The sequence below is a fragment of the Vibrio sp. SCSIO 43132 genome (assembly GCF_019904195.1).
GTDB lineage: Bacteria > Pseudomonadota > Gammaproteobacteria > Enterobacterales > Vibrionaceae > Vibrio > Vibrio nigripulchritudo.
In genome coordinates this window covers 1627628-1642924 of record NZ_CP063200.1, presented here as the reverse complement: position 1 = coordinate 1642924, position 15297 = coordinate 1627628, and the positions used below count along the sequence as shown (strand labels likewise).

17 protein-coding genes are annotated in these 15297 nt (G+C 46.5%); 8 read left to right on the top strand and 9 right to left on the bottom strand.

Annotation, left to right across the window (positions count from 1 at the left end; translation table 11 throughout):
• Window positions 1–136: 136 nt before the first annotated feature.
• The 3 genes from INR79_RS25610 to INR79_RS25605 form a co-directional block, all read right to left on the bottom strand.
• A complete protein-coding gene (locus INR79_RS25610; protein ID WP_262415479.1) occupies window positions 137–1075 on the bottom strand; it encodes a tyrosinase family protein in 939 nt (312 codons plus the stop codon).
• Window positions 1009–1521 carry a tyrosinase family protein gene (locus tag INR79_RS28215; RefSeq protein ID WP_262415427.1) on the bottom strand — a complete coding sequence of 171 codons (513 nt, stop codon included), beginning with the start codon at window positions 1519–1521 and terminating at the stop codon, window positions 1009–1011. Before INR79_RS28215 ends, INR79_RS25610 begins: the two co-directional genes overlap by 67 nt.
• 155 nt (window positions 1522–1676) lie before the next feature.
• On the bottom strand, window positions 1677–2378 hold the full coding sequence (locus INR79_RS25605) for a GntR family transcriptional regulator (RefSeq protein WP_022592778.1): 702 nt from the start codon (window positions 2376–2378) through the stop codon (window positions 1677–1679).
• A gap of 263 nt (window positions 2379–2641) precedes the next feature.
• Here INR79_RS25605 and INR79_RS25600 point away from each other — a divergent pair, with 263 nt between their 5' ends.
• From INR79_RS25600 to INR79_RS25565, 8 genes are all read left to right on the top strand, one after another.
• Window positions 2642–3958, top strand: coding sequence for an extracellular solute-binding protein (locus INR79_RS25600; RefSeq protein ID WP_223097626.1), 1317 nt, complete (start codon window positions 2642–2644; stop codon window positions 3956–3958).
• A gap of 83 nt (window positions 3959–4041) precedes the next feature.
• Window positions 4042–4920: a carbohydrate ABC transporter permease gene (locus INR79_RS25595; RefSeq protein ID WP_004398113.1), complete on the top strand. Its 879-nt coding sequence runs from the start codon at window positions 4042–4044 to the stop codon at window positions 4918–4920.
• Window positions 4917–5732, top strand: coding sequence for a carbohydrate ABC transporter permease (locus INR79_RS25590; RefSeq protein WP_004398114.1), 816 nt, complete (start codon window positions 4917–4919; stop codon window positions 5730–5732). Before INR79_RS25595 ends, INR79_RS25590 begins: the two co-directional genes overlap by 4 nt.
• A 4-nt stretch (window positions 5733–5736) precedes the next feature.
• Complete coding sequence (locus INR79_RS25585; RefSeq protein WP_223097624.1) at window positions 5737–6462, top strand: N-acetylmannosamine-6-phosphate 2-epimerase; 726 nt, start codon at window positions 5737–5739, stop codon at window positions 6460–6462.
• A gap of 13 nt (window positions 6463–6475) precedes the next feature.
• Entirely contained in the window at window positions 6476–7579 is a 1104-nt protein-coding gene (locus INR79_RS25580) for an ABC transporter ATP-binding protein (RefSeq protein ID WP_223097622.1), read from the top strand.
• A 236-nt stretch (window positions 7580–7815) separates the two neighbouring features.
• Window positions 7816–8187: a hypothetical protein gene (locus tag INR79_RS25575; protein ID WP_022561629.1), complete on the top strand. Its 372-nt coding sequence runs from the start codon at window positions 7816–7818 to the stop codon at window positions 8185–8187.
• Between the two features lie 118 nt (window positions 8188–8305).
• A complete protein-coding gene (locus tag INR79_RS25570) occupies window positions 8306–8782 on the top strand; it encodes a DM13 domain-containing protein (protein WP_200767670.1) in 477 nt (158 codons plus the stop codon).
• Window positions 8783–8943: 161 nt separating this feature from the next.
• Window positions 8944–10005 (top strand): polysaccharide deacetylase family protein, encoded by a 1062-nt coding sequence (locus tag INR79_RS25565; RefSeq protein WP_223097620.1) that lies wholly within the window; start codon window positions 8944–8946, stop codon window positions 10003–10005.
• 27 nt (window positions 10006–10032) lie between these two features.
• On the opposite strand, the gene INR79_RS25560 is transcribed toward INR79_RS25565, so the two are convergent.
• The 6 genes from INR79_RS25560 to INR79_RS25535 all read right to left on the bottom strand — a co-directional run bounded on the left by INR79_RS25560 (window position 10033) and on the right by INR79_RS25535 (window position 15222).
• On the bottom strand, window positions 10033–11220 hold the full coding sequence (locus INR79_RS25560; protein ID WP_223097618.1) for an HAD-IA family hydrolase: 1188 nt from the start codon (window positions 11218–11220) through the stop codon (window positions 10033–10035).
• A 93-nt stretch (window positions 11221–11313) separates the two neighbouring features.
• Complete coding sequence (locus tag INR79_RS25555) at window positions 11314–12018, bottom strand: DUF3047 domain-containing protein (RefSeq protein ID WP_223097616.1); 705 nt, start codon at window positions 12016–12018, stop codon at window positions 11314–11316.
• Between the two features lie 13 nt (window positions 12019–12031).
• On the bottom strand, window positions 12032–12466 hold the full coding sequence (locus tag INR79_RS25550; RefSeq protein WP_223097614.1) for a hypothetical protein: 435 nt from the start codon (window positions 12464–12466) through the stop codon (window positions 12032–12034).
• Window positions 12463–12894, bottom strand: coding sequence for a hypothetical protein (locus INR79_RS25545; RefSeq protein ID WP_223097612.1), 432 nt, complete (start codon window positions 12892–12894; stop codon window positions 12463–12465). The genes INR79_RS25550 and INR79_RS25545 overlap by 4 nt, the downstream gene beginning before the upstream one ends.
• 106 nt (window positions 12895–13000) lie before the next feature.
• Window positions 13001–13381: a cytochrome b562 gene (locus INR79_RS25540; RefSeq protein ID WP_223097611.1), complete on the bottom strand. Its 381-nt coding sequence runs from the start codon at window positions 13379–13381 to the stop codon at window positions 13001–13003.
• Between the two features lie 134 nt (window positions 13382–13515).
• Complete coding sequence (locus INR79_RS25535) at window positions 13516–15222, bottom strand: pyridoxal phosphate-dependent decarboxylase family protein (protein WP_022592790.1); 1707 nt, start codon at window positions 15220–15222, stop codon at window positions 13516–13518.
• Between the last annotated feature and the right edge of the window lie 75 nt (window positions 15223–15297).

The window sequence follows — 15297 nt, the reverse complement described above, 5'->3', positions numbered from 1 at the left end:
TGACATAAATCATTACAAAACAGCAGGAAAAATAGTGAACGATAAACTTTCCCTATTTACAGATAAACCTCTTGCGCAAAGCGACCAAAATCAAGGCGACGATCGCCGCCTTTGCTGTCACGTAAGGTGACAAGTCTTAGCCCTTTGCAAATGTGCGTAATGCGCATCCGTCGTATTGAATCGAATCCGACGCTACTACCTGATTTTCGCAATCCAGAATTAGCAGGTGAATCTTTAAATGAGCAATCGACTTCTTTCGCCCGATGTAGCGGCGTAACCCGCTGGTGACGTCCATGGAATAGCGGGTGTGTACATAGCGCAGAGCGTGTTTTGACCGTAGGTCGTATTTGTCTCTCGTCGCCAGGGATGGGTTACAGTGTCCGGGGGCGCCATGACATTGCCCATGACCAAACAACATGAGCCTGCCTGCGAAGCTTGGGTCATCATACCCAGTAGATTCATTGCACCCGGGATTATCGATATACGCCCGAATTTCGAAACTGTTCTTAGGTGGTCTCAGTCGCAAGAAGTCCAGTTGAGCTCTGACGAATCCCGCTTCCACACCGCCTAGATTCAATTCCTTCACATGGTGCACACTAGCCGAGAGAGGTTTCGGCGTAATGGTATCCACGGTGCCTGTATCAGCAACGGCGGTTTCTACGGAATCTTCTGAGTAGATGTACCTGAGTGTTTCTTCATGATCGATAAGGTCAGACCCAATTCGACTGTCGTAAACCACATGATCAAGAATGATCTGAGGAATATTGGTATGCGGATGAAGGGTTTGCCAGTCTGCCCAGATTTTATCGACCATACAATGGTGCAGCCAGAAAATGGGGTCATAGGATGCCGATATCACTCTGCTCATATCCCCACTGTTCGCTGGCAAAGGAGAGCTGGAATTTTGCCCGCCCACAAACACGTGAATAGCGCCATGAGCACCGCGATCTAAATCCGCCTGAAAGCGAACAAAGCTTGGGTTCGTCAGGTATCGGTCAACCTCATTTTTCAGTACGGGTATGTTCTGCCTAAACTGATCTGGGTATCTGTGAGTGAACTCCTCGTCTCCGGACAAACCCTGAGAGATAACTCGATACAGGCTTTTTGCTCTTGCAAGCGGGTTGTCGGTTTCATCGCCATCGGCGTTAGTGTAGGTAAGCTCGTTGAGCAGCTTAGGCAAGCCATTTGATGCGTGGGTAGAGTCAACTCTAAGTCCGGATCTTCCCGTTTCCATTTGAGTGCGGTATTCAGTGCTTTCTCAAATGAATAGACGTAAGAGCGGTGCCAGGTAAGAAATGCCCAATCAAGATCGTGACACAAGTCCTGATCATAACCGTGAGCTCTGGCAAGGGCAGAGTAGCCACGCTTGTCGCCCACTGCCAATTCCGAGATTTCATACATGGCAGCGTAAGCATCTCGCAAGTCTTGCACATCTTCTGGATTGAGTTTTAGTAGGTTAAATCGAATTAACGGAAGTCCTGCTTGTTTCCTCCGGTAGTTAAGTTTTGCAACGGTAGTCATCCTTAACTCCTGTCGGTGTGTTTGGTGTGGTTTATTGTGTTCGGCTCGATAAGTCTGGTTGCAAATAGAGAAGAGAGATGTATTAAATGTGCGACACAGTAAGCAATGGCATATGAATCCCCCGTGCCAGTCACTTTTTAGACTGACACTGAGGGTCAGGATGGGCGTCGTATCTGTACTTCAAACTTATATTTGTCAGCGCGATAGAGCGTTTTACAGAACTCAATAGGCGTATCGTCGGTAGCGATCATTTTCCTTTCAATCAGCAGCCCTGCGCTGTATGGCGCAACATTTAATAGCGCTGCCTCTTTGGGTTCAACAACGGTGGCTTCAATAAACTGGTCTGCCTGATTGAGTGACAACTGATAATCATTTTCCAGAATGGTGTACAGGGATTCCGTAGAAAGCCTGTCTGGCGAAAAACCAGGAAGAAGATTACATGGTAAATAGACGGTTTCCATCGCCATGGGTTGCTCATTGGCGTATCGCACACGCATGATTTTGTAGACGAGTTCCGATGGGGAAAGGTTCAGCATCTGGCTGATCTTGGCTCCGGCAGACAAGGTTTCTGTTGAAATGATTCGACTGGTCGGCTTTAAGCCTTTAGCGAGCATCTCTTCAGAAAAAGATCGCAGAGAAAGCTGCTTAGTTTCAGGGCGATCCGCTACAAAGTTGCCAGCGCCCACTTTACGTATGATTCTTCCCTCGGCTTCTAAGTCTAATAAGCATCGCCTTAATGTTTCCCGCGCCACATCAAAACGCTTGCTCAATTCCCTTTCAGAGGGCAAACGCATGCCCGGAGAACTGTTAGCAATAAACTTCATTAATTCGTTTTTTACGCTTGCTCTTTTTGTCATCTGGAGACCTTGAATCGGTATAGACCAATAAAGCCATCCTAATGAACGTGTGTGCATGCTTCAACCAAAAAAATCCTATTTTCAGGTCTAATGTCACTTTAAATTAACATTTGTATCAATAATGAAACAGTTTTGGTCTGCTGTTGGATTGTAAATATAGACCATTTGATCTAATTCTATAGGTGAAATGTTGAGCAATTAATTTAAAGGAGCGCTCAATATGCAACCTACAATTAGGGTTAGGGACGAAAGGGAGAATGAAGATGATTCGTAAATCCGTAATGAGTTTTGCTGCACTTTCTATCGCTGCGGTTTTTGCCTGCCAGGCACAAGCCACTGTTACCGTTTTAGGGTGGCCAGGTGGTCCGGAAGAAACAGCATTACGTAAAGCCATCGAAATCTACAATGCAAAAAGTGGATTGAGTGACAACGACAAGGTTGAAGCTCTGTTTTTTAACCGTGAAGGATTCTGGGACAAACTGCAGTCTGATTTGGCTGCTGGTACAACAGAGTTCGATATCAACCTGACAGCCACCTATTCACTGGGTCGTTACTCGCCTTACATGGAACCTATCACCTTAACTTCTAACGAAGCTTACGACGATAAAGTGCTGGCAACCATGCAGTATCAAGGCAAGCAATATGGCGTGCCGACTGATCTGTCTTTGCACTTTATGTACTACCGCTCTGATCTGATCGACCAGTTATTGTCAGATGACGACTGGAAGAAAGAATACCGCGCAATCGCGAAAAAGACCTTTGGAAAAGAGATGGATCCGGTTAACCCACAAAACTGGACCTGGGACGATTACAAGGTAACAGCACTGTTTTTTGCTAAGAAGCAAAACCGCAAGAGCCCGGTTCGCTACGGTACGGTTCTGCAAATGAAAAACCTCTTGTTCAACATGATGGTCTGGCATTCCGCAGCTAAAGCCTATGGTGGTAACTGGTTAGACGAAAGCGGAAACGTGGTTGTAAATTCTGATGGCTATCGCAGCGCGCTGGAGCGATACAAGTCGCTCTACGATGCAGGTTCGTCACCAAAAGATTCGCTTTCCTATGAATACGCAGAAGCCAACGCAGCGTTTGGTGCAGGTCAGGCTGCCACCATGCTTCAATGGAACGCGGCAGCGGGTGATTTAACCGATGCGAGCAAGAATCCGACCATTGCTGGCAAAGTGGGTATTGCTCCTCCTCCACAAGGTCCAAACGGACGCTTCACTCACGTTCATGGTCTGGGTTTTGGCTTGAACAAAGCCTCAACCAATAAAGAAGGTGCACGTAAGTTCCTTAACTGGCTGGCAACTGCGGAAGCCGCGAAAGCTTATGCGCTGGCGGGCGGTAACCCTGCACTGAGACAGAATGTGGTTAAGGACGTGGAAAGCCAGCGACCAGACCTCAAAACTCTGGGTGAGTACGCAGGAAAATACGGGTTTGTTATGAATGGTGGTACATCAGGCAATGCGCTGACGGTGTACGAAGTTCAGGCTCGTGAGTTTACCGGCTATTGGGCAGGGCAACAGAGCCTGGATCAGGCTCTGGAAAACACTGAAAAGTCGATGAAAGAGCTGCTTAAGTAGCGCCTGTCGTATGGGGCTGGTCGTGCTGAATGCACGCCAGCCTTTGAACCCCCTCTCTTTAAAGCCAAGCAAGAGTGAGATGTATGATTCAGCCAACTGTAGACAAGCAAAGCAGACTGTTTACGTTGCCTCTGGTTTTATTCCTGACGTTGTTTCTGGGATTTCCTTTGGTTGCCGACCTGGTATACAGCGTTTCGCAAGTGACGTTCGAAAACCTTCGTTCCCCCAAACTTCAAGGTTTTAATAATTTTGTAGATGTCATCAACGATCCGCTGTTTTGGAAGGCAACCCACTTTTCATTCAAGTTTGGTTTTATTACCGCATTGGTTGAATGTGTACTGGGTCTGTTTCTCGCGGTGTACCTCGCACCACTATTAAAGAAACACCCTTGGTTAATGGCCATTTTGATGATGCCGATGATGGCAGCACCTGCTCTGGTGGGTCTAATGTACCGTCTGGTATTGCATGAGTTTGTTGGTCCGGTTCCGTTTTATTTGTGGGAATGGTTTGGCGACAGCCCGGCATTTCTGGACGCCAACAATGCTATTTACACCTTGATGACCATTGAGATTCTGCAATGGACACCATTCGCTGTCTTACTGTTCCATGTCGCTTATCAGGCAATCCCTGAAGACGTGAGAAAAGCCGCCACTCTGGATGGTGCGCACGGATTCAAGCTGTTCTGGAACATTGAACTGCCGTTCATGAAACTGGCGTTGTTTACCGCTTTGTTTGTTCGGTTTATCGACGGCTTCCGCGTATTTGACAACGTCTATGTCCTGACCGGAAGTGGGGCAGGTGGATCGACGACCAGCCTTTCCATCTACGTGTATCTGGCATTCTTCAAGCAAGGCAATATCGGCAAGGCGGTGGCGGCCTCCATGCTGCTGCTATTCGTCACCTTTGCTGTGTTGTTTGCTCTTAACTATTTCTCTTCGAGAAAGAAAGGAGCGCAGTCATGATCGGACGTTGGATCGTTTTTGCCATTGCGGCTTTGCTGATGAATTTCCCGGTGTTGGTGACTCTGCTGACATCATTTAAATCCAATGCGGAAATTGCCTCCAATGCCAGCTTGTGGGTCGAAAGCTGGACACTGGAAAACTATGTTCAGGTTTTTGCCATCTCAGATCGTTTTGATGTGATTGCGTATCTGATGAACAGTGTCGTGGTCGCCAGTATAGGTGCGGTTTTGCCTTTGCTTTTCTGTTTCCCTGCGGCATACGTAATGGTTCGAAAGGGCTACGGCACTCGTATTCTCATGCCAGCGGTGATCAACCTGCGTGCAGTGCCTTTGATCATCTTCGCCATTCCGCTTTACATGATGTATCAGCCACTCCATTTGCTCGACAGCAAACTTGGCTTGGGTCTGATTCTGGCGATTGTGAATTTGCCTCTTGCGTTGATGATGTCGATTAACGCCATTCATGACATTCCAACGGAGCTGGACAAAGCCTCGCTGGTGGATGGAGCAAGCCCATTCACGTTTTTGGTGAATGTCGCCATTCCTATGTCGAAACCCGTACTGGCTACAACGCTTATTTTCGGTTTTATCACCGCATGGAATGAATTTCTTTTTGGTTTGATGCTAACGACAAAAGACGCCGTTCCACTCACGGTGGGCGCGTCCTTCTTCTTTGCAGCCGGAGGCGGTGGCGTTCAGTGGGGAGTGGCTGCCGCTGTCATGGTAATAGGCACGCTACCCCCAACGCTTCTGGGACTTTTGATTTACAGACAGATTGGTCAGTCCGTAATGGGCGGTGCGGTGAAAGGATAAAAATATGAAGAAATATCATATGGATGCAGTACCTGTGATTGATGCGCTACATGGCGGGTTGGTGGTTTCGTGCCAGCCAGTGGAAGACAGCCCGATGGATAAAGATGACATTGTGCTGGCGTATGCCAAAACCGCCATCCTTAGCGGTGCAAAAGGGCTAAGAATTGAAGGGGTAAGACGAACCGAGTTTGTCCGAAAGTATGTCGATACCCCAATTATCGGGATAGTAAAACGCGATTTTGAACAATATCCCGTTCGCATTACCGCGATGAAAGAAGACGTGATTGGGTTGATTAATGCGGGCGCAGACATCATCGCAATCGACGGAACGTTTCGTCAGCGTCCGGAGCCGTTTGCGGATCTCGTGAGTCTGGTGAAATCTCAGGGTAAATGCGTCATGGCAGACTGCTCGACGTTTGAAGAAGGCATGGTGGCTGCTGAACTGGGTTGTGACCTGATCGGTTCCACCCTTTCTGGTTACACCACAGAGGTGGTACCGAAAGACCCCGATTTTGACCTTGTAGAACAATGGGTGGCGCAAGGTTTACGTGTAATGGCAGAAGGTCGTTATAACTCACCCAGTGCAGTTTCAAGAGTGCTGGCATCCGGTGCCTGGAGCTGCACAGTGGGTACTGCGATCACCAGACCAGAACTGGTTACTGAATGGTTTGTGGATCATGCAAAGTTAGGGCATGAACGTCATCTTGACCAACAGGTCATCACCAAGTAGTAAGGAAATTTGCATGTCGTCTCTGAGATTACAACAAATCAGAAAAACGTACCCGAATGCTGATCAGGAAACACTTAAAGGGATCAATATCGCCATCGAATCGGGCGAGTTTCTTATCCTAGTTGGTCCCTCTGGGTGTGGTAAATCCACGTTGATGAACACCATTGCGGGGCTGGAAGACATCAGCTCAGGCGAGATATACATCGAAGAACAAGAAGTCAGCCAGGTAGAACCTAAAGACCGGGATATCGCGATGGTGTTCCAGTCCTACGCTTTGTATCCCAATATGACGGTTTTCGACAATATTGCCTTTGGCTTGAAGATCCGTAAGTGGGAAAAGCAGAGAATAGATGAGGAGGTAAACCGGGTTGCCGACATGCTTCAAATTTCCCATTTGCTTGATCGCAAGCCAGCACATTTGTCGGGTGGTCAGCGCCAGCGTGTGGCCATGGGGCGAGCACTAGCCCGCAAGCCTAAACTGTATTTGTTCGATGAACCTCTATCTAACCTAGATGCTAAGTTGCGAGTTGATATGCGAACGCAAATTAAGCGCCTGCATCAGCAGCTTCAGACCACCATTGTTTATGTGACCCATGATCAGATTGAAGCCATGACTCTGGCCGACCGAATTGCGGTAATGAAAGACGGAGAAGTGCAGCAACTAGGCACACCGAAGGAAATCTACAGCCAGCCCAATAACTTATTTGTGGCTGGGTTTATGGGGTCACCTTCGATGAACTTTGTTGAGGTTCTAATCGAGCTGGACTCTGCCGAACAACCCATTTGCAAGCTGTCGGGTTCAGAGGGTAATGAGAAGCACCTTGCGCTCCCTTGTGCGTTAAGAAAATACGATGGCGAAAAAATAGTCATGGGCATCCGCCCAGAAGATATTCAGGTCACAGAGAGCGAAGTTCAGGATGGGTTACAACTGAAAGCCGAAGTACTGGAACCGACAGGTCCTGATATTCTGGTCACCAGCCGAATAAACAGTACAGAAATCATCGCTCGTTGCTCCGCTGAATCTGATATTGAATTCGGAGCGCAATTCTCAGTCGTTCTGGATGTAGGCAAAGCCGTGTTCTTTGATAAATCTACCGAGCTAAGAATCGATACCTGAGCCCCATTTGGGGCTTCATTTTTTAGTCATATCCAACGAAGATCCTCCAAAGACCTTTCCTTCCCATACTTATTCTAAGAATTATTATTAGTGAAATCTGATTCATTACACATGGCAATTTAGGGTTAAAAAAGATAGGTTAACGTCCCTAGACTGCTGATCTTATTGCGCTGTAAAGATCTCAGCTTTGTTTGTGCTCATTACATGCTTAATTGAATACAGGAGGTTAGATAAGAATGGACAGGCATCTTGAAATTGTTGAAGCGTTGGCAAATGGAATTAACCCTCAGACAGGTGAAGTGCTGCCTAGCGAATCTCCCTACAATAGCCCTGACGTGATTCGGGCACTTTTTTACACTCTCGACTTTGTTAAAAACCCACCTAAGAAAGCCACTAAAGTAAAGAAAAGTCTAGAGCAAAAACAGGAAGACAATGTTGCTAACGGCTTGCCTAAAAATGCAGGTTTACCGTGGTCGCAAGAACAACGGGATGATTTGAGGACTCAGTTTATTTCAGGGGTAGGAATTACTGTTCTGGCTGAAAACCACGGCAGAACTAATGGCGCAATAACTTCAGAGCTTAAGAAACAAGGTTTGATAGAGGACTAGCTTGCTAATTGAACAGTCTGAAAAAGCTACCCATTCAAATTTGTTCCTAAACCCCAACTGCTTCGAATTGTACTACACTCGTTGTTTGTGATTTCAAATAGATACAGCGAGTAAAAGAATGAAAAAGCGAACGTTAGCGTTACTTCTACTGACGCATGGAGTGGTGGGGTTTATTGGCTTTGCCGGTGGAATATACGCTTTACCTATCCTTACTGCGCCACCAGCCCCAACCGCAGAAACAATCAAAGCCAAATCGGCTGGCACTGAGTTTACCGCGGAATTTAAACGCGAATTGAAAGACAGCGATGCCCTGCATTGGGGCGAGGGTACTGTTTCGGTTGGACCTGAGTTCATTACCTTAATGGGAACACTGGCACCGGGACCGGATTACAAGCTTTACCTGTCGCCTGAATTTGTTGAAACAGAATCGGATTTCAATCGGTTGAAATCTTCCATGGTTCAGGTTGGTGATATCAAAACCTTTGAAAACTTTGCAGTAGAAGTCTCATCAGAAATTAACCCGTCTGACTTCAATAGTGTGATCGTGTGGTGTGAGTCTTTTGGTCAGTTTATCACCGCAGCAAAGTATCAATAGAGCGGCTTTCCGACAATTTCTTTGCGAGATAAATTAGTAATTATGTTAAAAGTCAGTTACATAGAGGCATGAGTGTCTGACTGAGTTTCTTTTATAAAACTTTGAATATAATCGATAAGTAACACAGGATGGTTGACGGTTATTCACACAAGGATAATACGATGACTATCAACAAGTTAACTCTTATGACGTGTATGGGGCTTGTAACAGCCCCGGTTTTGGCGACTTCTCAGCTGGACTACGAAATCGCCAACTGGAAAGGCTTTCAGGATGCCGCAGTAGTTCTCGCCTTTGATGACTATTCTCCTGGTCAGAAAGATATCGCCATCCCTCAATTGATTAAACGAGACATGGCAGCAACCATCTTTGTGACGACAGATACAGCAGAGTGGTTAGGGTGGGACACCATTGTTGAAGGTCATAACGCCGGCATTGAAATGGCTAATCACACTGTTCTTCACCACGACTTTAATTATGACTACACCGACTGGCAGGGCATAACTCGTCCACCTGTCGGTCCTGATCGCTATGACGACGAAGTAAAAGTGGCGTCGGACCGTATTGAAGCCAATACAGGTAAGCGTCCTACAACCTTTGCTTTCCCGTTTGGCAGCTACAACCGCAGTATTCAACAGTACCTGCATGATACTGGCTTCATCGCAGCTCGCGGATGGGATCCGGCAAAATACGTGGTAAACCCTTACGACTTTGCTACCTCGGAAGGGGCGTATTACGAGCTGAGTTCCACCAATGCTTATATTCTGCAAGATCTGGAGAAATTTGAATTCGTGCTCGATTTTGCTCTGGATTCAGGTGGGTTGTATATCCTGACGTGGCACAGCATTGTAGGACCAGATGGAGGAGCCGACTGGAGTGAGGTTGTTCCTCAGGGAATCTTCGAAAACCAGTTAGACATCGTGAAATCAAAAGACGATGCCTGGGTTACAACGTTAGAAAAAGCCATAAAGTACCACAGACAAAAAGCGGTAGCAGAAGTGGAACTGGTCAGTGTCGATGCCAAAGCCATGACGCTGAACTTAAAAGATGGCTTGGCGGATGAAGTATACGACGAGCCGTTAACTTTAAAAGTGAAAGTGCCGACGCAATTTGGTGTTTCCAAGGTAGAGCTGGGTGGAAAGGTAATACCATTTAAGTGGGACGATCAGTCCATCATTTTTGATGCAGTACCTGATCGTGGCGATATCGTCGTTCACAATTGGTAATTTCTGAGAAAGGGGCTTGGCCCCTTTTTAATCATCACACACTTCGGTGGAAAGTATCGTAGTGTCTACATTATGATGTTTCGCGGAGTGCAAAACCTGGTAGCCATTTCGTAGATACAAACCAACATTGTGGCTTTCGCACTGAAGGTATAGGGTCTTGATACCCAAACGTTTCGCGTGTTGCTTGGCGTTTTCCAACATTATCGACGCGACGCCAAACCCTCTAAAATCTGCGTGGACATAGATCCCGCCCAGCCAGTGTTCATATTCCGGGTAATCTCTGTTTTCTCGGAGTTTTATTTCCGTAACACCCACTAGCTGTTTTTCTAGTTTGGCGATCATCATTAACGGCAGATCGAATTTTTGATGAGCGTTTTGCTGGATAGAGCTGAAAAGTTTGTCTTCGGTAAGGTCCGGTGACAGCCTTGACCATTCATTGAAGTACCAATGCGCTATTGTTTTTGCGTGTTCTGGTTCATCGGCAAGAAAATGCATCTTAATGTTAGCTGTTTGGTGTCGCTTAATAGAGGCAAGGCTGTGATCCAACACTTCGCCCAAATGGTCGGCAGACTTAAATATTAACGCTGGAGAAGGGGGGGAATGAAAACCCGAAAGCCAGATAGGGTGCATACCTGCTTCTGCTGCACCCTGAATGTCGTTAATTGGATGATCGCCAACATAGATGCATTCTTCCGGTTTGAAACCTGCTGCTTTCGCGGTTTCAATAAAAATTTTGGTGTCTGGCTTTTTCGATTGAGCGACTTCAGAACTGACGATTTGATCAAAGCTGCTCGCAAATGACGTTGCTCTCGCAGTACGTTGTCGGCTCCATTCTTCACCGTTAGAGATGATACCCAAATGCATACCTACGGATTTTAAGGTGGAAATCAGATCAGAAGCACCATCCATTTCAACCGCACATTCAGGGATGTGGTCTATCCAAAATTGCTCGATTTCTTGAGAGCTTGGGGTAGTGAGCCATTCCAAAATGGTAGGAAGCTCTGCACCAAGTGCTTTGTAGATTCGGTCATATTTTGAATCCGCTGGGAGGTAGCCACCATTATCAATATCTTTGATCGATGCAGCTATGTACTCCACGTTCGGGTTCTTAAGTTGCGTAGAAAAATGACGGACAAACTCATGACTAAACTTGTCGATACTGGCGTTACGATCGACCAGTGTGTTATCTAAATCGAAATAGATGGCTTTGATCATTGGATGAGCGTCTTAGCTAGATTAGGTAATCTAATATGCCCGTTTTTTTGTATAAAAAACAAGTGAGTTACAACCGATAAAAGTGGTCGGAAGTTACTGCGCGCTGAACGAGATATCGCCGTAGTAGGTTGTGGCACTTGTCTGACTGTTATCGGTGTCTGTCATAATGGCAACAACGTCGATGTAACGATACGCCCTTTCATTGGCTCGCTCGCTGCCTTTGTCACCGAGATACGTGATTAAGTCCTGATAAACATTACGTTTTTCACTGTACCAGGTTTGCGTCAGAGCATCTTCACCACGAACTGCCACCATACAAACGTTCGAGCCGACAAAAGCATTATCCCAGAAGGTTTCTGCTTGCTGAGAACCAGACCAAACGTAGTTCAGAGAACGTGTTCTCCAAGCCATCAGCCCGCCGTCGATCACAACGTAAATACGCGCGGCGTAGTCATCGCCTTCTTTGCTTTGCTCATCCAGTTTTGGCAATGCCTCGGATACTTGCCATTTCCAGTTCAGAAAAGGGGTCTGTAGTAAATCTACTCTTTTTTTCAGAAACAGACCTGAAGCCGTGCCGTTACTGGTCGCCTTCAATACTGAAACTCCATCAAGCATAGTGGGTTCATAATTTGTGAACCCTTTGAACGACTCCTGTTTCCACTCAGAGGCATCGCCATCTTCTAATACTTTGAGAATCTCACTGGCATTTGCAGATGCAACGGCGAAGCTAATTGAAAGAAGCGCAGTTGCTGTTTTCAAATAGCGTTTAAAGTGACGTGTGGTGAAATGACAGAACATAAGTGGGGTCTTGTTACTGGTTAAACTTACGAACGGTGAATCCATCGCCATTTGATACGTTCAGATTAACAACTACGGGTTTGCCACCATAACCGTGAATGTTGCACTTAGCTCGCACTGCGACTTTTGAGACAGATTCAGGAATTTTGATTCCACACTTACTGCGGGTAAAAGGCTGCTCGTTGTCGTGAGGGTGGGCAAGCGTTCGGGTACCAAGCACTTTTCCTTTCAAATCGAGCACCTGCCATTCGTCGGCGTAATGGTCCCAGCCCTGATCGTTGTGTCGGACAGTAGTATGGAAACACCAGCTTCCATTTTCATTCTGAACCGCTTTCACTTTTTCAACCTGCGCAAAAACTAAAGATTCAGAATAGTTTTCTATGCTCGATGCGGTTGCGGTGTTTGCAAAAAGTACGGCAGAACAAGCGAGTATCATGAAGCCTTTCATAGTGATTCCTGTGTGTCTGGCAGCTCAAAGATTGTGTCCATCCATAAAGACCGCCAACGTTGCGTTTTTACTTCAGCAGACAGTAAATGAGGTGATGCATGTGTGACCTTGATTCGCGTTTTAAGATCAGGTGACAACGCAGATATGTTGAGTGCTCCCTTTGTTTTGCCTTCAAAATCGTAGGTTACAGCGACCAAAGAGTCACATTGCTGACATACCCAGAATCGCGCCAAACCTGCACCTTGAGACTGGGATTTCAGGTTGGAAGCGGAAATGAAAAGGGTGCCTGCTGGATCAGACAAATAAGCGGCACCACGAGGGACACAGAAATCGCATTGGCATGCTCTGGCTTCGTAACTTTCAATAGGTTTAGGTAACCTTGCAAGAAGGCGGTTTGAACCGCATTCACATGAACCTGTATATTCCATCCCGTTTTTCGTACCCGCTACTAGAGAACCAAGGCTTTAATATATAGGTTAGCTGAACGTAGCGGTGAGACAGAATAGATTGTTTTTTGGCTTATCGATGTAAGGGTTAATCAAACAGGGTCGACCAGATGCTTGGCTTTTTCTTATCGTGGTACTCTTTTCTTAGGTCATCGATTTCGCGCAAAATGGTTTTTGCTCCGTCCAGATCCCCTTCATCCAGTTTGGTTTCAATACGCTCTACCGCATTGGTGAGTTTGCTGAATCCACTCTGGTAGAGTTCTTCACGTTCCGGTGGGTAGCTGCCATTGGCGGACAAAATAACAAGCTGTTCAAATTCTTCGATGGGTGCTCTCATGCCTTCAATGGTTGTTGCTTCTGCTGCCTGATTAAAAGCCAGCTTCATTTGCTTCATATTGGCAGAGAGAGCGGTTTTGGCGAAGGCACTGAATGCGAATAGAGAGGTGAGTAAAACGACGGCTGTCTTCATTGCTTATCCTTATGTTTTGAGAGGATTCTAGCGGAAGTTGCCGCCAATTTCTTGCTGAATTTTGAATGTGTTGGGCGTAAAAAAGCCGGACGAATCCGGCTTAGATTTAAAAGTATATTCGATGTGAGGTCGGTTTACTTGCCACTTGCGTAGTACAAACGCTCAAGGAACTGATCAATGTGCTCACGTTGTGTTGCCGGGTTCATGAATACCGCTTTTTCTCCCGGAATGTAAGAGTAGATACCACGACCTACGTAGTTAGAACGTGAAATGAACTCTACCCAGTTGGTGTACAGGCCAAACTTACCACGGTTGTTGAATATATGGCGGTGATACTCGGTGTTGCGTTCCATTCGGGCTTTTATGGTTTCGTTGTCGGTACTATGGCGCTCAATTTCAAACTCTTCTTCTGCAAATTTCACGAAATCGCGGTTGTACAAACGGAAGGTTACACTTGGACCTTGGTTTTCAGGCACCACGACTTTACATGCAGAGTCCTGCATTAACTGGTGGCGCATGTAGTTTGCATTCTGAAGGCTGTGTGCAATCAGAGTCTGGTAGCCCTCAAGACCCATATATTTCAGAGCAGAGTAAGCGCCAAACAGACCTGTCGCACCACGAGAACATTCAATGGTCGACTGAAGGTGCGTGTCTTCCTGAAGATCGTTTTCGAAGTAAGAGAAGTTCTTCGGATCGTTTTTCAATGCTTCCATATCCTGCTTGTTTTTGATCATCACAAGGCTGGACGTGTATGGAACATAACCCCACTTCTGGAAATCGACGGTGAATGAGTCGGCGTACTTCAGCTCACGCAGGCGTGCCGTTACGCTTTCGATCCCTCTTAGGGTCGCTTCGTTAATACCAATTGGGTTACCGGCGAAGTCGTAGTCGATAAAGAACATCATCGACCAGCCTACAGCGGCATCAACGTGAATGTGTGGCTTAACCTGAATGCCGTATTCTTCACACAGGCGCTCGCGCAGGTCGTAAACCGGCTTCACCTGATCAATGGCGAAGGTATCCGTCGTACCCATAGTCAGCATGATGGTTGGTACAACCGTATTGACATCAAAGCACGCACGCATGCTGCGTTCCAGATCCACTAGGTCTATCTCGTGGCTTTCTGTCACTTTAATACGGATTGTTTTCTTAGTGATGTCGACACCCAATAACGACAGGTTTGTCATATTGGAGTAGTGACCACCCTGCGAGTTAAGAATTCGGTAATCCTGTGAAGAATCCAGACCCTTGAAGATGGCTTCAGGCAGAGATTTACGAATACCCAGAAGGTAACCATACAGATTACAGAAAGTACCGCCCTGAGTGAAAAGACCGGTAGACTCATTCTGGTCGTAACCGACCACGTTAGCGATCTGGCGAACCACATTCTTTTCAAGCTGCTCTGCCATCCCTGCGTATTCGCTGTACACAAGGTTAGGGTTTGCCAGTGTTCCCATCATTGCACCATAAATGGCTGGGTCAGAAGGCATTGTGATCACGTTTTCTACCGAGGAAGGGTTTTCCCAGTCTTTTGATAACGCCGCAGCAAATGCCAGTACGTCTTCCGGTTGACCTGTTGGTTTCATTCGCTTCGCGGGCATGTGGTTTTGAGACAGCAAAGCTTGGTGCAGATCGTTGCTGTTTGTGAAGGCACTCATGCGCTCGTGTGGGTGTAGGTGTTTGGCACGGAACTGGTTCAAAGCCGCAAAGCCAGGATCTTTGTAGATAGGCCAGAGGTTTTCATCACGCGAAAAGAAATCGCGAAAAACCTCGTTATAAAGCTTATCGAACTCAGAAGTTGTCTGGTTAGCCTGCTGATTTTTCAGTAAAGAAATGTCCATGATTTTTTCTCTATTTTATAGATATACAGGGTCTATTGACCTTTTGTTACATTAAAAAGGGCATCAATCCTGATG